Source organism: Sphingobium sp. EP60837 (assembly GCF_001658005.1).
GTDB classification, from domain to species: domain Bacteria; phylum Pseudomonadota; class Alphaproteobacteria; order Sphingomonadales; family Sphingomonadaceae; genus Sphingobium; species Sphingobium tyrosinilyticum.
Genome location: NZ_CP015987.1, coordinates 97,935 through 114,035, shown reverse-complemented (window position 1 = coordinate 114,035; position 16,101 = coordinate 97,935). Strand labels below are relative to the sequence as shown.

The 16,101-nt window shown below is 61.1% G+C and carries 14 protein-coding genes; 6 read left to right on the top strand and 8 right to left on the bottom strand.

What is annotated here, in order from left to right; translation table 11 throughout:
- Positions 1-33: 33 nt before the first annotated feature.
- Positions 34-2,397, top strand: a complete 2,364-nt coding sequence (locus EP837_RS13655; protein ID WP_066529677.1) for a TonB-dependent receptor — start codon at positions 34-36, stop codon at positions 2,395-2,397.
- A 127-nt stretch (positions 2,398-2,524) separates the two neighbouring features.
- Here EP837_RS13655 and EP837_RS13650 read toward each other — a convergent pair whose 3' ends face one another.
- From EP837_RS13650 to EP837_RS13640, 4 genes are all read right to left on the bottom strand, one after another.
- Positions 2,525-3,301, bottom strand: coding sequence for an SDR family NAD(P)-dependent oxidoreductase (locus tag EP837_RS13650; RefSeq protein ID WP_066529675.1), 777 nt, complete (start codon positions 3,299-3,301; stop codon positions 2,525-2,527).
- A 111-nt stretch (positions 3,302-3,412) separates the two neighbouring features.
- Complete coding sequence (locus EP837_RS13645; RefSeq protein ID WP_237234892.1) at positions 3,413-3,946, bottom strand: cytochrome b/b6 domain-containing protein; 534 nt, start codon at positions 3,944-3,946, stop codon at positions 3,413-3,415.
- Positions 3,943-4,089: a hypothetical protein gene (locus EP837_RS21590; RefSeq protein WP_225870646.1), complete on the bottom strand. Its 147-nt coding sequence runs from the start codon at positions 4,087-4,089 to the stop codon at positions 3,943-3,945. The genes EP837_RS13645 and EP837_RS21590 overlap by 4 nt, the downstream gene beginning before the upstream one ends.
- 14 nt (positions 4,090-4,103) lie before the next feature.
- Positions 4,104-4,649: a c-type cytochrome gene (locus EP837_RS13640; protein WP_082919693.1), complete on the bottom strand. Its 546-nt coding sequence runs from the start codon at positions 4,647-4,649 to the stop codon at positions 4,104-4,106.
- 251 nt (positions 4,650-4,900) lie between these two features.
- Here EP837_RS13640 and EP837_RS13635 point away from each other — a divergent pair, with 251 nt between their 5' ends.
- The 5 genes from EP837_RS13635 to EP837_RS13615 all read left to right on the top strand — a co-directional run bounded on the left by EP837_RS13635 (position 4,901) and on the right by EP837_RS13615 (position 11,426).
- Positions 4,901-6,193: a glycerate kinase type-2 family protein gene (locus tag EP837_RS13635; RefSeq protein WP_197486388.1), complete on the top strand. Its 1,293-nt coding sequence runs from the start codon at positions 4,901-4,903 to the stop codon at positions 6,191-6,193.
- Between the two features lie 143 nt (positions 6,194-6,336).
- Complete coding sequence (locus tag EP837_RS13630) at positions 6,337-8,481, top strand: alpha-amylase family protein (protein WP_066529674.1); 2,145 nt, start codon at positions 6,337-6,339, stop codon at positions 8,479-8,481.
- A gap of 56 nt (positions 8,482-8,537) precedes the next feature.
- Positions 8,538-9,293: a FadR/GntR family transcriptional regulator gene (locus EP837_RS13625; protein WP_197486387.1), complete on the top strand. Its 756-nt coding sequence runs from the start codon at positions 8,538-8,540 to the stop codon at positions 9,291-9,293.
- Positions 9,294-9,482: 189 nt separating this feature from the next.
- Positions 9,483-10,283 (top strand): cyclase family protein, encoded by an 801-nt coding sequence (locus EP837_RS13620; RefSeq protein WP_066529672.1) that lies wholly within the window; start codon positions 9,483-9,485, stop codon positions 10,281-10,283.
- Between the two features lie 21 nt (positions 10,284-10,304).
- Entirely contained in the window at positions 10,305-11,426 is a 1,122-nt protein-coding gene (locus EP837_RS13615; RefSeq protein ID WP_066529669.1) for a helix-turn-helix domain-containing protein, read from the top strand.
- Positions 11,427-11,438: 12 nt separating this feature from the next.
- Here the strand turns inward: EP837_RS13615 and EP837_RS13610 are convergent, their stop codons facing one another.
- From EP837_RS13610 to EP837_RS13595, 4 genes are read right to left on the bottom strand one after another with little or no spacing between them, the layout of a single operon-like run.
- Positions 11,439-11,918 (bottom strand): VOC family protein, encoded by a 480-nt coding sequence (locus tag EP837_RS13610; RefSeq protein ID WP_066529667.1) that lies wholly within the window; start codon positions 11,916-11,918, stop codon positions 11,439-11,441.
- On the bottom strand, positions 11,915-13,261 hold the full coding sequence (locus EP837_RS13605) for a DUF1552 domain-containing protein (protein WP_066529665.1): 1,347 nt from the start codon (positions 13,259-13,261) through the stop codon (positions 11,915-11,917). Before EP837_RS13605 ends, EP837_RS13610 begins: the two co-directional genes overlap by 4 nt.
- Positions 13,258-14,934 (bottom strand): DUF1592 domain-containing protein, encoded by a 1,677-nt coding sequence (locus EP837_RS13600; protein ID WP_066529656.1) that lies wholly within the window; start codon positions 14,932-14,934, stop codon positions 13,258-13,260. The genes EP837_RS13605 and EP837_RS13600 overlap by 4 nt, the downstream gene beginning before the upstream one ends.
- Complete coding sequence (locus tag EP837_RS13595; RefSeq protein WP_066529651.1) at positions 14,931-16,070, bottom strand: hypothetical protein; 1,140 nt, start codon at positions 16,068-16,070, stop codon at positions 14,931-14,933. Before EP837_RS13595 ends, EP837_RS13600 begins: the two co-directional genes overlap by 4 nt.
- Positions 16,071-16,101 lie beyond the last annotated feature (31 nt).

The following is a 16,101-nucleotide window of genomic DNA, read 5'->3' as shown; positions in this document are numbered from 1 at the left end:
GGGCACAGTTCCAAAAGACTTGCGCTTTTATTGATGGCAAGCGCCGCTGCGTGCGTCAGCACTGCGGGTTGGGCGCAACCGGATATACCGTCCGACAATGAAAAGGCTCTTCCGGCGGACATCATCGTTACGGCGGGCAAGCGGGAAGAAAAGCTAAAGGATGTTCCCATGGCGGTCGATGTCGCCACCGGGGAGCAGATCGAGAAATTCAACCTGTTCGATTTCAAGGATGTGCCCGCCCTGGCGCCGGGCCTCCAGATCGCGAACACATCGGGCCGCGTCAGCATTGCGACATTGCGCGGCATTTCATTCAACCCCGACATCGGCGGTCCGGCGGCGGTAGCCGTCTATTATAATGAAGTGCCTGTCGATATTCAGACTGTGACGACGGCGATTTACGACATCGGCCAGGTAGAAGTATTGCGCGGACCACAGGGAACCTTGCGAGGCCGCACCGCTCCTGCTGGCGCGATCACACTCACGACGAGGCGGGCCGATCTCGACGCTGCCGACGGCTATCTGCAGGCCACGGTCAGTAACAAACATGCGCGCAATTTCCAAATTGCGGCCTCGACGCCGCTCATCGAAAACAAATTGGCCCTTCGCATCGCCGCCCTGGTCGATCGCAATCGCGTCAACCACGTCTATAATATCAACCGCGATGAATGGTCGAACCAGGAAACCGAGAGCGTCCGCGCCACTCTTTCTTTCGCGCCGACTGAGCGGCTGCGCGGCAACATCATGTATCAGTATCTGGAAAGCGATCTGGTGCAGAACCGCGCGGTTATGGGCACGGGTAATCGCCCCAGCCTGTTCTCGCCATTTGTGACTGGCCCGGCGATCAGCGCATCGGATCGCCTAGCCGTTCATGAAGGGCAGTCCTTTTACACAAATCGCACTCACCTGGTCACTGCCGACGCGTCCTTCGACCTGGGTAGTCTTTTGATTTCGGTGCTAGGCGGTTATCAATATAGCAACCTCAATTCCCGTACAGATCAAGATGTTGGCAATGCGGTGCAGGGATATGACCAAGTCTTGACCGTTCCTAATCCCACTCATGTCTATACAGCGGAAGCGCGCGTCGCATCCGCATTTGAAGGGATGTTCAACTATACGCTTGGCGTCTTCTACAACAAGACTACCTCGCATAGCCTTTCATCGATCCGCGTAGACAGCTTCTTCGCCAATCGTGTTCCGAACACGCCGTTCCCGGCCAGCATGTTCTCGCTGCCTTTGCTGGCTGTCGTGGATATCGACAATAACACGACCGACCTCGCCTTCTTCGGTCAGACGCGGTTGCAATTGACCGACAAGCTGAGGGTCGAACTGGGCGCGCGCTACACCCGGGTGTCCGCAACGGCGCAAAGCTTTCTGGAGGTGACGACGACAGGTGGCGTGGGAATACCCGTACCGGCGGGGGTGATTGTGCCTCGCGCGGCGACCGTCGATCCCGATTTCGTAACCCAAATCAATCATCCGCTGACCGGGACAGCCAGCATCAGCTATGACTGGACGCCAGATGTAACGACCTACGTCACTTATGGCCGTTCCTATCGGCGTGGATCGGCCCAACTTGGTGTGAACTCGCCATTGTCGTCCGATCTTCTGGTGCTGGACCCGGAGCGTTCCGATGCGGTCGAGGCCGGTTTGAAGGCGCAACTGTTTAATCGGCGCGTGTCGCTCAACCTGGCCGCCTTCTATCAGAAGTTCGACGGCTTCGTCGGCCTTGTGACCGCTCCGACATCTTCGGCGAGAAACGGTGTCATCGACGGGTCGGCCAATTCGATCAGCTTCAACGGCGATGCCATATCCAAGGGGGTCGAGATGCAATTCGACGCACGCCCCGTCGACGATTGGGACATTTCCATAAACGCGTCCTATGCCAATTCCCATTATGATAACGCGCTCGTTCCGTGCCGTGACTCCAATGGCGACGGCATCCCGGATACAGCAGGGCAGCCCGCAGTGCCGATCGGACAACAAGTGGCGTTCTGCCAGACGAGCGATCGCTTGGCGAATATTCCGCGTTTTGCACTAAGCGCGAACAGCGAACTCCGCTTCTCGGTCGGCAGTTTGCAGCCATTTTTCCGCGGATTGGTGAATTACCGGCCCGGTTTCTATTCGGAGACGGCTGACTATCGGTACAAGGCGTTCACGAATGTTAATCTGTTCGCTGGTATTCGCTCGCATGACGCTGGGTGGGAACTTACGGCTTTTGTGAAGAACCTGTTCAACACGACGCAGATAACCAGTGCGTCCCGCGCTGAACTGCAAGTCGCAACGCGGTTCCTGGTCCCCGGTCCGGCAGGCAATCCTGCGCCTTTCCGTTCGGGATATACCGCCGTGTCGGTCAATGCGCCGCGCGAGTTCGGCCTGACCGCAAACTACCGTTTCTAAGGGGGAGTGGCGTCTGGAGTAATCCGGGCGCCACTGAACTGAAATCGGCCACATCAGAATTTGAGCCAAGGAAAGGCCTCCTTCCCTCATCGAGGGAAGGAGGCCTTTCCTTGGCTGTAGCGGGTGATCAAGCGCGCATCAGCGATCCGCCGTTCACGTCGACGATTGAGCCATTGATCCAGCGGCCATCAGCGGAGAGCAGCAGCGCGACGACGGCGGCATGATCTTCGGATTCGCCCAGCCGGGTGTGGGGCGTGCGCGACATGAAATATTGCGCCCATTTTTCGGCTTCGGGGCCATTAGCTTCCATCTGCGCCTTCATCTCGCCAGTCACGGTGAAGCCGGGGGCGAGGACGTTGGCGGTCAGCCCTTCCTTGCCCCAGCGCGATGAGACGTGACGCATCAGGGCGTTCACGCCCGCCTTCGACATTGCGTAGGAGGGACGGGTGGGTTCCGCGCCATGGGCGGAGCCGGAGCTGGTATAGACGATCGCCGACTCCTTGTTCTTCAGCAGATGCGGCACCACGGCGCGCGTGCACAGCAGGTGGCCGCGCAGGTTAACGGCGATGGTGCGGTCGAACACGGCAAGGTCGAGCGCCAGGGCGTCAGAGTCCTCCATGATCACGCGCAGGTCCGCTGCGTTGATATGCGCGCCATCAAGGCCGCCCAAGCGCTCCACCGCAGTCTTGACCGCTTCGTTCACCGACTGTTCGTCAGAAATATCGACATGGACGGCAAAGGCGCCATTGCCTGCCGCCTGCGCCGCTGCCTCCGCTCCGGCTAGGTTGATGTCGGCCGCACAGACTCGCGCGCCTTCTGCGGTCAGCCGCTTGACGGTTGCGGCGCCGATGCCTGTTGCGCTACCGAATATGATGATGCGGCGATCCTTGAGTCTGCTGTTCATCTGATTTCTCCCAAAATAGGTTGCTGCACTATTTCTATCCCTCGCGATGAGGACTGTTTTTCCAATCTGCCGTTCCGTTTTCGCTACGCGCCGTGGCGAGTTGCCCGTAAATCAGGCCCTGCCGAACTGCGCGATCAGCAGACATGACCCGCCCGCGATCAGCAGGAAGATCGCCAGCGCGACCCGGTTCGACGCGAACCGCAAAACCAGCTGTTCGCCAGTCCATCGCCGCGATCCGCTGATCATCGGGCCGATAAGGTTATCGCGGCGATGGATCAGGTAAAAGAGGATCGCCACGACATGCAGCGCCGTCAGCGCCAGGATGATGTTAAAGACGAACGCGTGCCATTCCGCCGCGACCCGTCCGGTGTCAAAATCGACCAGATAGGCGAAGGGGCCGGATTCCATGCCGTCGATATCGACCGAGAAGAAGCCGAGGCCGACTTGCGTCGCCAGCAGCGCAATCATCGCCAAAACGCTCCAGCCGCCAACCGGATTATGGCCGGGCGCCGGAGCCGCCCCCCGCTTGAACATATGACCGCGCACGTAGCGGAACAGCTTTCCGGGCCCACCCACGAAATGGGAAAAGAGAGCGGTGCTGCTGCCCGCAACGCCCCAGATGAGGCGGAAGAGCAGCAGCGTCAAGATGCTGTATCCTGCGAGCCGATGCAATCGAGCATCCGTTCTTCCGCCGTCCACCAGGCGAGCCCCAGCAGGGGCACCAATGTCCAGTGGAACAGACGGGTTGGCAGGTCCCAGATGCGCAGGCGCGCAGGCGCGCTGCTCATGTCCGCCTCCGCCATCAAAGCTCCGCGCGGAAACGGTCGTGGCAACTCTTGCAGGTGCCGCCCAGCGTGTTTCGTGCTGCGCTGAGGCCGGCAACGTTGCCGCTCGCGGCGGCAGCGTCCAGCGCGCGCGCGGCGGTGATCATGTCGCCCTGAAGCTTCACGAAGGCGGCGTTATCCTTCCAGATTTCGGGCTTGGCGCGGGTCTTGAGACCGGCCTCCGGGCCGCTGCCCTTCGGGAAATATTTGGGCAGCAGTGCGGCGCGTGCGGCGATGTCACGCGCCAGCGGCTTGACGCTGTTCATGTCGGGCGCGCCCGACTTCAGCTCGTCATTGATGCTTTTGAACGCTCCGCCGATCTCCTTGTAGCTCGCCTGGCGGGCCTTGATCGCGTTGGTGACTGCAGGCGCCGCAGCATAGGCCGCATAGCTGGCCAACATGCCCAGCACCACGAATGCTGTCGAATAGGGGAGCTTCATCTTCACTTCGTCCTCTCTGAAAACATCCTGTCGGTCAGCCAGCGCTTCGTCCGGTCGGTAGGCATCGGAGGGCTTGGGCACCATCCGTGACTTTTCATGGTCAAATGACGCCTGTCGAGATCATGGACCACCCGGTTTGGGATCAGTGAACACGGGTTTTTGGAGCAATCCGTCGATTTTGGACGAACAGTATGATCTTCCGCGTCGATCGGAAGCCTGTTTCAGGGAGCAAGCGTTCTGGACCGTTCCAGTGGACGGAATAGAATGGCGGGCATTTGCAGCCGCACACGAGACCGATTAGAACAGGCAGATGTAACTGGGGAGAATGTGTGGGCGTGGATATCAGGACCGGAAGTCGCGGCGTCCACGCGGAATTGCTGAGCGAAATGTTGGAGGTCGCGTTATCCGCGGTGTCGGCGGACCGTTGCCTGCCCGCCTATCTCCCCCCTTATCCCAAAGGCCGCAGGCTTGTCGTTGCCGTGGGCAAGGCTGGGGCAGCCATGGCCAGAGTCGCGCTGAGGGACGCCCCGCCGCAGACGCGTGCGATCATACTGGTTCCCTATGGGCACGGCTGCGCGCTGGCCGATCTACCCTCGAGCGCTATGCTGCTGGAAGGGGGCCACCCACTGCCGGATCAGCATGGGCTGGAAGCTGCCAAGATGATCCGCGAGGCGGTGTCCGAACTGACGGAGGAAGACCAACTGCTCGCGCTGGTATCGGGGGGGGGCTCAGCGCTCCTCGCTCTGCCAGCGGAAGGTCTCTCCCTTGAAGACAAACGCCAACTGACGGAGGAGCTACTGCTGTGCGGCGCGACGATTTCCCAGATCAATTGTGTCCGCACGCATCTGTCGCAGGTCAAGGGGGGGCGCCTCGCGGTGCTGGCGCATCCTGCCGAAGTGGTGACGCTCGCCTTTTCCGATGTGTCAGGTGATGACCCGGCGCTGATCGCTTCCGGACCGACCGTCGCGGACCGAACGACGTTACAGGACGCACGGCGGGTGCTTGAACGTTTCGCAATTCCGGTGCCCGATCATGTGCGGCGCATTCTTGAGGATGAGCGGCACGCAACGCCGCGGCCAGATGCCGCAGCGATGACGCGGGCTGAGGCGCATATCGTCGCGCGCAACCACATGGCCTTGCAGGCCGCGGGCGAGATCGCGGCATCGCAAGGATTTATGCCGGTTTATCTTGGGGACGATCTGGAAGGGGATTCGACAGAACTGGGCATCGTGCACGCCGCCCTCGCGCTGCATCATCGGCGCAAAGGTGGCAAATGGGCGTTGCTGTCCGGTGGAGAAACGACGGTGCTGGTGCGCAACAAGGTGGGGAAGGGCGGGCGCAATAGCGAATATGCGCTCAGCCTCGGCCTTTCACTAGACGGTGCCGCGGGGATTTCGGCGATTGCCTGCGATACAGACGGTATTGACGGCGTAGGAGGGCATGCCGGGGCGATCATCGATGGATCGACGCTGCGGCGGGCGAAGGCAGAGGGGATTTCCCCCGCTGGGATGCTGCGGCGGAACGACAGCTACGGCTTTTTCGAAGCGCTGGGCGATCTTGTCTTTACGGGGCCGACGCGGACGACCGTGAATGACTTCCGGGTGATCCTGATCGACGACGCAGCCTGAGCGTGGGTCGCTCTCGCCGAAAGATGTGACAGCCACTTGAAATGCTCGCGCAAGGAAAATGTCCACATCGTGAGACAGGATAGTGCGCCGCTTGCGACGGGAGTCGGCCGCCATCATAGACCGACCACTTTTGGGAGAGTTGCATGGATCGCCGGGATTTCAATCTTTCGCGCCGTGACATGATGGCTGCCTTAGGCCACAGTGCGATAATTTCCGCGACATCGGCTGTCCTGGGTTCCGCAAACGCCGCGACATCAGCCATGACGAAGGACTGGTGGAAAAGCGAATATCGCATCCTGCAGACAAACCTGCGCGAGATAGATGCACAGCAGGATCCGGCCGTGATCGCCCGCGCAGCCCGCGATTTCGGCGCCACTGCAATCGTTTCGAATATTGGCGGGATCGTCGCCTTCTATCCCTCCGCCCTGCCGCTTCAATATGCGAACCCCTATCTGAAGGGCGATTTCGTGGGGCGGATGGTCGATGCGGCACACGCCAACGGCCTCGCCTATATCGGCCGGTTCGATCTGTCCAAGACAACCAAGTCCGTCTTCGATGCTCATCCCGACTGGTTCATGCGCAACCGGGACGGGTCCGTGCGCGAATATGAAGGTACCTATCAGGTCTGCCCAAATGGCGGATGGGCGCAGGATTATGCCCTGCGCATCCTGGAGGAAGGCATAGGGCGGTATGACATAGACGGCCTGTTCTTCAACATGGTGGGATATACGCGGACCGACTATGCGAATGTCGATCATGGCATTTGCGTCTGTGACAATTGCAGGAAGAAGTTCCGCGCCATGTATGGGCTGGACCTGCCGAAAACCGACGGCGCGGATGATCCCAACTGGCTGCCCTATATCGCTTTTCAAGGCCGGACGCTGGCGGAACTGGCCCAACGGACGACTATGCTGGTGCGCTCGGTCAGGCCCGATGTGCCGCTCATGGATTTCTTCGTAGGCCAGGTGGCGCGCGGAGAGGTACAGCGGCGGGTGGATCGTCCAGCGCCCGAATGGCCCTATGCGATGGGGGAACAGGTACGCTGGGCCACAGGCGTCAATCCCAAGCGCCCCTTTTCGGCTGCTTCGGCCGCCCATATCGACTATCCGTGGCGACAAGCGACCGAGAGTGCGGACAATCAACTGCTCCGTTTTGCGCAGGCGCTGGGAGCGGGCGGCAAGCTCGACCTGTATCTGATGGGCACCCTGGCGGATCAAGACGATCAAAGCTGGCTGCAGCCTGTGTCCCAACTCTTCAAATGGCATGCAGCCAACGAACGTCATTATGCGGGCCTGACACCCGTCGGACGCGTCGGGCTCTTCTCCCCCGCCTCGGGCTTCACCGGCGGCGAGCGTGGATTTTCACCCGGCCTGCGGGGTGCCTATCAAGCGTTGATCGATCTTCGTCAGCCCTTTCTCAGCCTCAATGCAGGACGTCTGGTGAAGGAGGGGAGGGCGCTGACCGACAATTTCGACGTCGTTCTGGTGTCCGACGGCCAACGGCTTTCGGACGAGGAAGCGGCGGCGCTCGACAATTTTGTCGCGGCGGGCGGCTTGTTGATTACGACAGGCAAGACGGGTGCGCTCGATGCGAAAGGTCAGCCGCGCGCGCGGCAGATATTGGCGAGCAGCCCGGTGGAGATGTTCACCGGGGAGTCCGACGCCCATGGCTGGTCGTTGAAGGATGATGGCTCTCAACTGGATTTCGGCGGCGCGCGCATTCCCGTTGACGGCCGCTACTTCCATAGTCGTCAGCGCCAGGGAGCGACGACGCTGGTCCCCTTCGCGCCCGATCAGCGCTTCGGTCCGCCGGAATTCAGTTATGCAAAACCGGACGCCATGGCGCGTCCTGACCCCGGCGTTGTCGCCATCCAGTTTGGCAAGGGTACGGCGGTCCACATCCCCTGGATGCCCGAAACGCTCTACTATCGGGACGGTCTGCAGGCGCACCGAGGCTTGTTCGGCGCGATCATCGACCGCTTCGCGCCGCCACCGTCAATCCGCCTGGAAGGCGAAGGCCCTGTCGAACTGACCGTTCAGCGGCAGGATGGCACGGGTGCCCTGATGGTCCACCTTATCAACTATGCGGGGCAACGGAACACCGCTTACACCACGCCGCCGGCTCTTCACGGACTGCGGCTGGGGGTGCGCGGTTCGTTCAGCTCTGCGGGATCAGCGCTACGCACGGACCGCACGATCCGAGGCGCGAGAAAATCGGGCGATGATTATCAGTGGTTCGACCTACCACCCGTCGCAGCTTTCGAAGTGCTGCGGCTGCTGCCGCGTTAGCTTTGGCGGGTCGCGCTCACGCCGGAGGGCGCCAAATAGTAATCACTGGTGAAATGATGAAACTGGTTGTACGCGAAGGGGTCATGACAATCGAATGCACCGCAGCAGAAATACAGGAATTTTCCGGTTACCGCAGGGTGCTCGCGCACCTGCGCGATCTGCTGATCAATGGTAGGGTTCAGACCGGTGACCGCTTGCCGGGTGAACGCGAACTCGCCTTGCAATTGGGGGTCAGCCGACCCGCTGTGCGTGAAGCGGTGCGGGCGATGGAAATGATCGGCGTCATTGAAACGCGCCACGGTCGTGCAAGCACGGTACGCATTCCCGACGCCACAGTTCTGGGAGAATTTTTCTCGCTGGCCCTCGCCCAGCAACCGGCGATCATCGAAGACATCGTCGAAGTTCGGATCGCCTTGGAACGGCAAGCTGCGCGGCTGGCTTGCGAGCGTGCGGCCGAGGAGGATCTTCAGCGTCTGGCCTTGGCCCTTGAGGAAATTTTGGCCACCATCGACGACGCGCAGTCAGGGGGCGATGCGGACTTCCGTTTCCACGCGGAACTCGTCGCAGCAGCGCACTCGCCCGCCCTTTCCACCGTTTATGGGACGATTACCCATTTGCTGGAACGATCCCATTTCGAACGGAGGCAGCGGATCGTGGAGACCTCGAAGGCTCGCGATTTCCTGATCGACCACCATCGGAAAATATTCGACGCGGTAGTGTCCGGCGACGCCCGCCTGGTTGATGACCTGATGCTCAGCCATTTTGCAATCGGCGCAGCCTTGCACAAGCAGGGGGCGACCAGCTTGTCCTAAGGCTGTTTCGCAAAGCGAGGCAAAAAACAGCAAACACACGCCATCACGTCGTGGTAAGACCAGATGAATAATGGGGCTGCATGCTCTGCTGCTTACAGGTGAGAGGAGGGGGATGGTGCATGAACCTACGCCAAAGGGCTATCGAGGGATGAGGTTCTACGGCTCATCTACTAGCGCGGAGCAGCTAGCATGATCGACCGCCGCGCTGTTTTGGCTGCAAGCCTGGTCACCGCCTTTGCTAGCCGGACCCCCGAAGCCTTTGCATCTGCGGTTTCGCCCGATGATGCGACGATCAAACTGCATGGGCGTAGGCTTGAAATCGTCGATCTGACACATCGGCTGACCCGCGCTTTCGCCTTCACACCTGGACGCCTGTCGATGGAAGCGGTGGAAGGGTCCGGCACCGGGGCTGGCATGCGGCTTAACCGACTTTCGATCGTTGAGCACACCGGAACCCATCTCGATGCGCCCCGCCATTTCTCTCCCGGGGGCCGCAGCGTTGGCGACTTGTCAATCGCCGATCTGGTCGTGCCTCTTGTCGTGATCGACATCAGGGCAAAGCGCCAGTTGGACCGCGATGCGCAAGTGGGACCAGAAGACCTGGCCGCTTGGGAAACGAAGCATGGCAGCTTGCCGGCCGGTTGCTGTGTCGCGATGCTCTCAGCCTGGGATCCACTGGCGGAAGTGGCCCGCTATGGCAGCTTATCACCGGAGGAGCGGCGCAAGAGCCCCGGTTTCAGCCGGGCCGCAGCCGATCTTCTGCTAAAGCGGGATGTACGGGGCATCGCGGTCGATACGCTCTCCCTGGATGCCGGGCGCGATATGCCTGCTTATCCGGTGCATCGAAGCTGGCTGCGGAGCGGCCGCTGGGGCTTAGAAGCCGTCGCCAATCTCGATCGGGCGCCAGCCTCCGGCGCCATAATGTTCGTGGGCGCACCTCCCATTGCAGAGGCCACCGGTATTCCCATTCGGGCCATCGCGCTCTTCTGACATTTGACGCGGAAGCAGGAAATGACGGAACCATCCTTTTCATCGGATCGCGGAAAAGGGCTGGCGGCGAAGCAGCCCCCGGGAGTGCGCCGTCCGAATGAAAATCTGCTCGCCACCGGCCACCGCTTTGTCGCGCGGTTGCTCCGCCTAATTGAGAGCAGGGGCGGCGATGCGCAGTCTGTATTGGCTACTCGGAACATCGACCAGCCCCTGGCCGAATTTCTGGGTCCTGGATTGCTCGCCGTCGAGAAACAGAAGTTGCGGGCGATCGCCTCCCACGCGAGCGTCGTCGCTGCCGACATGCAATCGCGCAAGGCGGGCCGCGCGCTTTTTCGCGCGGGCGACTGGCGGTTGCTCTTCTATTGCCTCACCGGTAGCAAATCCCTGCGCGAAGCGATCCAGCGGATGGAGGAGCTGCTGGTGGCGATCGACGGTCGCATGGGGTTCGCTTCGCTCAACTGCTCCGGTTCCTGGGCACGGCTGACGCTCCGCGGCGCTCGCAGCGGAGACGAGGAACTGGACTTCATCGTCTCGCTTCATGGCGAGCTCATGTTCCACTCAATCTTCAGCTGGCTTATCGGCGTCCCGCTGGGTGGCATCGCAGCGCTGGATTACCCAGATTCCGCAGCATGTTATCTGGACGATGACAGCTGGCCCTTCGAACTCCGTCTTGGGACGCCGCGATCCGAATTGATCTTTGCCGAACGCATGCTCGACCTTCCTGTCCTAAGGACGATGGATGATTGCGAGGCGGCGCCGACGCTCAATTTTCTGTTCGGCCTGCGTGACGGAAATGATCCGGAGGAAATCGCACGGCGATCACGGCAGCTCATGGCGCTGGCCCTGCGGGAAGAGGCGCGCATGCTGTCGCTCGATGAATTGGCGAATGAGCTGGTGCTGGGTCGCATGACATTGCGCAGGCGGCTGAGCGCGGCAGGCACGACCTTTCACAAGTTGCGCGATGAAGTCCGGCGCGGCATCGCCATCGATCTTGTCGTCAACTCCGATCTGCCGATCGAGGAAATCGCCGAACGCCTGGATTTTTGCGATTCCGATTCCCTGCGATCGGCATTTCACGCCTGGACTGGCATGGCTCCGACCCATTATCGGCGGAGCATGAAACCGGCGGCCCACCCCAGTTGAAGGCGATGGCGGTCAGGGCATGCGAAGCTCGACAAGTTCCACGATCACCCCGTCCGGATCGCGCACGACGCTGTTCAGGACCGGCCCCTTGGCGTCCACAGCCGGCTGGCTAACCAGCTGATATCCGGCGGACTTGACCTTCGCCGCGATGGCCCGGGTGTCGGCGACCCGCAGCCCGATCTTCGCGCCGGATGATTTATTCTGATCCGCCTTGGGACGATCATAGTGGATGAGGATCAACAACGTTTCGTTCGATTGCGGATTGCCCGAGAAGTTGTAAGCGATCTTCTGGAACGGGTCAGTCGGCTTGCTGATCGTCAGGATCGGCTTCATACCCAGCGTATCGGCATAGAAGCTTTTGGCCCGGGCCATGTCCGCCACCTCAAGCGAAACAAACCCCATTGCTGGGGTAGATTGCGGATCGGCCTGTGCCGGTGCGGCGGCCATGGCCAGCGGCAGCATCAGCAACGGTGCGATGAAAAGTTTCTTCATACCATGATCTCCGAAATGGACCGATTTGTGCGCATCGACCCCGTGCCCCATCCGTCGAGCGGGACGCCCATCAGTTGCTGCATTGTCAGCCCCACGCGGGAGATCGCGTCGCCCTGGCTGGCGACATGGATTCCGCTCTTGACCTTGCCGCCTGCCCGTCCGGCCAGCATCACCGGTATGCCGTTGACGTCATGGTTCTTGGCATAGCTGACTTCGGAATGGGCCATGACCAGCATGTTGTCGAGCAGGGTGCCATCGCCTTCCTTCACCGCCGCCATCGACGCCACGAAGTCCGCCCAACCCTGCATGCTCTGTGTAGAAAAGGCATCCACCGTCGGCTGATAGCCTTTGGTCTTGTCCACAAGTTCTTCATGCGTGGCTTGATGATAGGCCGTGGTCGAACCCGCTTTGCGCAAGTCCGCTGTCGCGGTGGAAAAGACCATGTTGAAAACCTTGGTCTGATTGCAGGCGAGGGCCATTGCGAGCAGATCCGCCATCAGCTTATGCGACTTCTGACGCTCGATCACGTCAGTGCTGGGGGCCATTTCAGCGGGCCTTTGCGGAACGACGCATGCTTCGGCCTTTGGCGGCTTTTCCAATTGCAGGGCGAGCTTAGTCTCGACCTCGCGGATGGCAGTGAAATAGCTGTCCACCCTCGCTTTATCTTCCGCACCGAGTTTGCCCATCATCCGGCGGCGCTCGTCAGTCACAGCGGACAGCACGCTCCGCCGCGCCATGATGCGCGGATCGGGCTTGAACTCGGCTGCGTTGGGATCGTGGAAGTCCGCCCCGAATACGCGCTGATACAGTTCCATCGGCGACGCGACGCTGGCGTTCATCTCCGTGCCGCTGCGGTAGGAGAAGCTCGTCCGTGCATTTCCATCGGCGCTCAGGTCCAGGCTGCGGAAAAAGGAACCCGATCCGATAGTATCCGCGATCGTGGTATCCAGCGTGGGCGCGACGATCTGCTGCCAGGAATCCACCGGCGTTCCGGTGCGCAGGCCGATATTGCCGGAAATATGCGGCTGGTTGCTCTTCCCATCCAGCGAGACGCTGAAGCCCGACAGGATCGTCACCTTGTCCTGCACAGGCGCGACCGGCGCCAGTTCGGGCGGCAGGTCATAGCCCGCCCCCTGCTTTTTCGGGTTCCAGCGGTCGGGGATCATGCCACAACCCCAGAACCAAGTACCGAAACGCACCGGCAATCGACCCCCGCCATATTCAGCGGCGAAGGCGGTGCCGTTATCATCGAGGAAATAGTCCAGGAACGGTAGGCCCACGCCCACCGCGGCCCCGGCAAAGGCCCCGCGCAGCAAGAATCCGCGCCTGTTCATGTTGGTCATGATGACTTCCTAGCTGAATGCCGCGCCGCCGTGGTGCGAGTTGGCACGCGCGATGTGGCCGCGAAGAAATGGGGATCCGTGGCAATTTGCCGGAACAGCGCCCGGATGCGAAAACCGCTCTGCGCGAAACCATTGTGAAGCGCGGCGGTCACCGGTTCCTCGCTCGCCAGCGCCTCTCGACCCACGGCATAGCGCCACGCCGACTGAGCGAGACACTGCGTCACTTGCGGGCTGTCATGCAGCGCTTTGCCGAGGCCCGCAGCATCTGGGAAACTCACATTGCCGAGCGATCCCGATGTATCGATCGCCATGCCATTTTCGCTCGCCCGGAACTGGCCCGCGCCATCGAAACTATCGAGGGTAAGACCCATTGGGTCGGTCAGTTTGTGGCAGCTGGCACATTCTTCATCGTCGAGATGCGCTTTTAGCCGCTCCCGCGTGGTGCGCAGGCTCGGATTGGACGTATCTTGCACGATGGTGAAGTTGACGTTCGCGGGGGGCGTTGGAATATGCTCGCACATCAGCACTTCCCGCAACGCCTTCCCGCGCAGCGTCGGCGACGATCGTCCTTCGTGCGAATGAAGGGCCAGGAAACTTATCTGCGTCAGCAAGCCCACGCGCGGATCACTGTCCGGCAGGGTGATCATCGACCAGTCGCGCGGTGCGTAGGGCATGCGGTAAAGCGGACTGAGTTGGCGATTCATCGCCACCCGCCTGGTCGTGAACAGGTCACGATAATCTCCGTTTTCCCGCGCCAGCAGCGTGACGATCGTGCGCAATGTCTGCTCTCGCGCCGCAGGACCGGCGGAAGACCGGAAAGCGGGATAGATGAGCGAGTCCTTCGACAAGGACATCATGCCTTCCAGCTGCAGAAAGTCGTCGAAGAAGGCCGTGACGCCGGTCTCGAACCGGGGTGAGGCCATCAGGCGGCCGACCTGCTGGGCAAGCCCCGCCTGCGTCATCAGCGAACCATCCCTGGCGGTGTTGAGCAATTCCTCGTCAGGGGTGCTGTTCCAGAGGAAATAGCTGAGCTTGCTCGCCCGCGACCAGGCATCGAGGGTCTGGGCCGAACGGTGCGCCGGGTCAGCCACCACCCTGTCCATCTGGAACAGGAATGGCAGATCCGACAACATGGTCGTCAGCATGACGGCCACGCCTGCATGGAAGTCATTGAGCGTGCGCGCCGAGGCTAATGTCTGCGAAACGGCCAGTCGGCTTTCGGTAGGGCTCAAAGGCCGCCGGTAAAGCCGCAAACCCACCCTGTCGAAGAAGCTCTCCGCGCAGGCAGCTCCGTTGGGATCGGTAGGACCAGGCTGACATGTGATCAGCCGGTCCCGATGCGATTTGTCCACCACCTGCTCGGCGATGCCGCGCGCAATCTGTTCATATTGTTCGGCACCGGACGGCGTCAGCGAAACCGCGCTTGTTCCGGCGGCCAGCAGGCCGCCCACCCGCAAATCAGGCTCGAACCGGCCGCTGATCTTGATGTCCGGTCCGAAAATGTCGGCGATCGTCGCGCGATACTGGGCTTCGGTCAGGCGGCGCAGCTTCGGTACGCCCGCCTCCGGCTGATCCGCCCGCCCCGCGGTGCCGGCAAGCAGGATAGCGCCTACCGCGCACAATGCCGTCACCGCCGAACCGATGCGAATGGCCTTGGAAGTCTTATCGTTCATTGCTGCGACCCTTGGGCCACCTTTTGAGCCGGTTTGATGAGAAAGGCGGGAATGCCACGGAACCGCAGAGCGGAAGAAATCGCCGTGTTGCGCCCGCTCTTGGGATCGGGAAAGGCGTCAGCGTGACTGCGGACGGATTTGATGAGGGCGGGACAGGACATGCGGGTCAGATTGGCGCCGACCTGCGTCGATTGATGATATCCTTCCTCGATACTGGCGAGCGTGTGGTAACCGTAGATCCCGCCTTCGATGCTTTCCCCCGGCTTGATCGTCGCGCGGATCTGTGCCTGCCGCACCTCGCGATAACTGTCGACGATCTGTTCACGCAGGCGCACCCGCAGGTCGAACGGTTCGGTGCTCAGCTCGCCGTTGCGGATGCGCCCCTTTACCTGGGTCTGAAAGCGCGGGTCGGGATCGACATCCAGGCTTGCCCAGCCCAGTCCCTTGCCCGAACCCGAGACTTCCAGCGGACTGGCGCTCGCATAGACATGGACGGTCACGTCGTCGTCGTTCAATGGATCGTCAACGTCGGTGATCTCGACCAGCGTGGGCGAGCCGATCGACGTGATCACTTCATCCGCCACCTTGGGCGTACCATAGTCCCGTGTGGCGAAGTTGCATCCGGTCGCGCGGATCAGTTCGTTGTCGACGCCCTGTTCCCCATTGGGGCCCCGAAAGTCATTCTTACCGTTACGACCGTCCAGGTCGATCCCATAGGCGACCTTTCCCAGATAAGGTTCATTGCCTTTGGCCAGGAACGGAAAATCCTCGGGATTGGTGCAACTATCATAGGCTAGCCGCGTACCGAGGAACGACAATACGCCCTTGCCCTTGGGGATATGATATTTCTGCCGGAGCGCCTCTTGTTCCGTCTCCGGAACCGCCGCCATGCTCCCATTTGCTCCCGACGCGTGACCGGTGGGCACCATCTTGAAACCGAGTTTGTCGCTCATCAGCCTGTGAAGGGCCTGAACCTTTTCGGGAGCTTCATATTTCGTCCGCTCGGCAGGCGGCAGGCTTTGCAGGAATATGTCGCTGGAACTGAGCGACAAGGCACGACATGCCTTGTCGTCCTCATAAGACGGCACGTAGATGTTGGTCAGTGCGAAGGATAAAGGCGCCGGCGCTGCGGGCAATGGACTTGCCGTCAGGCAGCCACCTATCGCA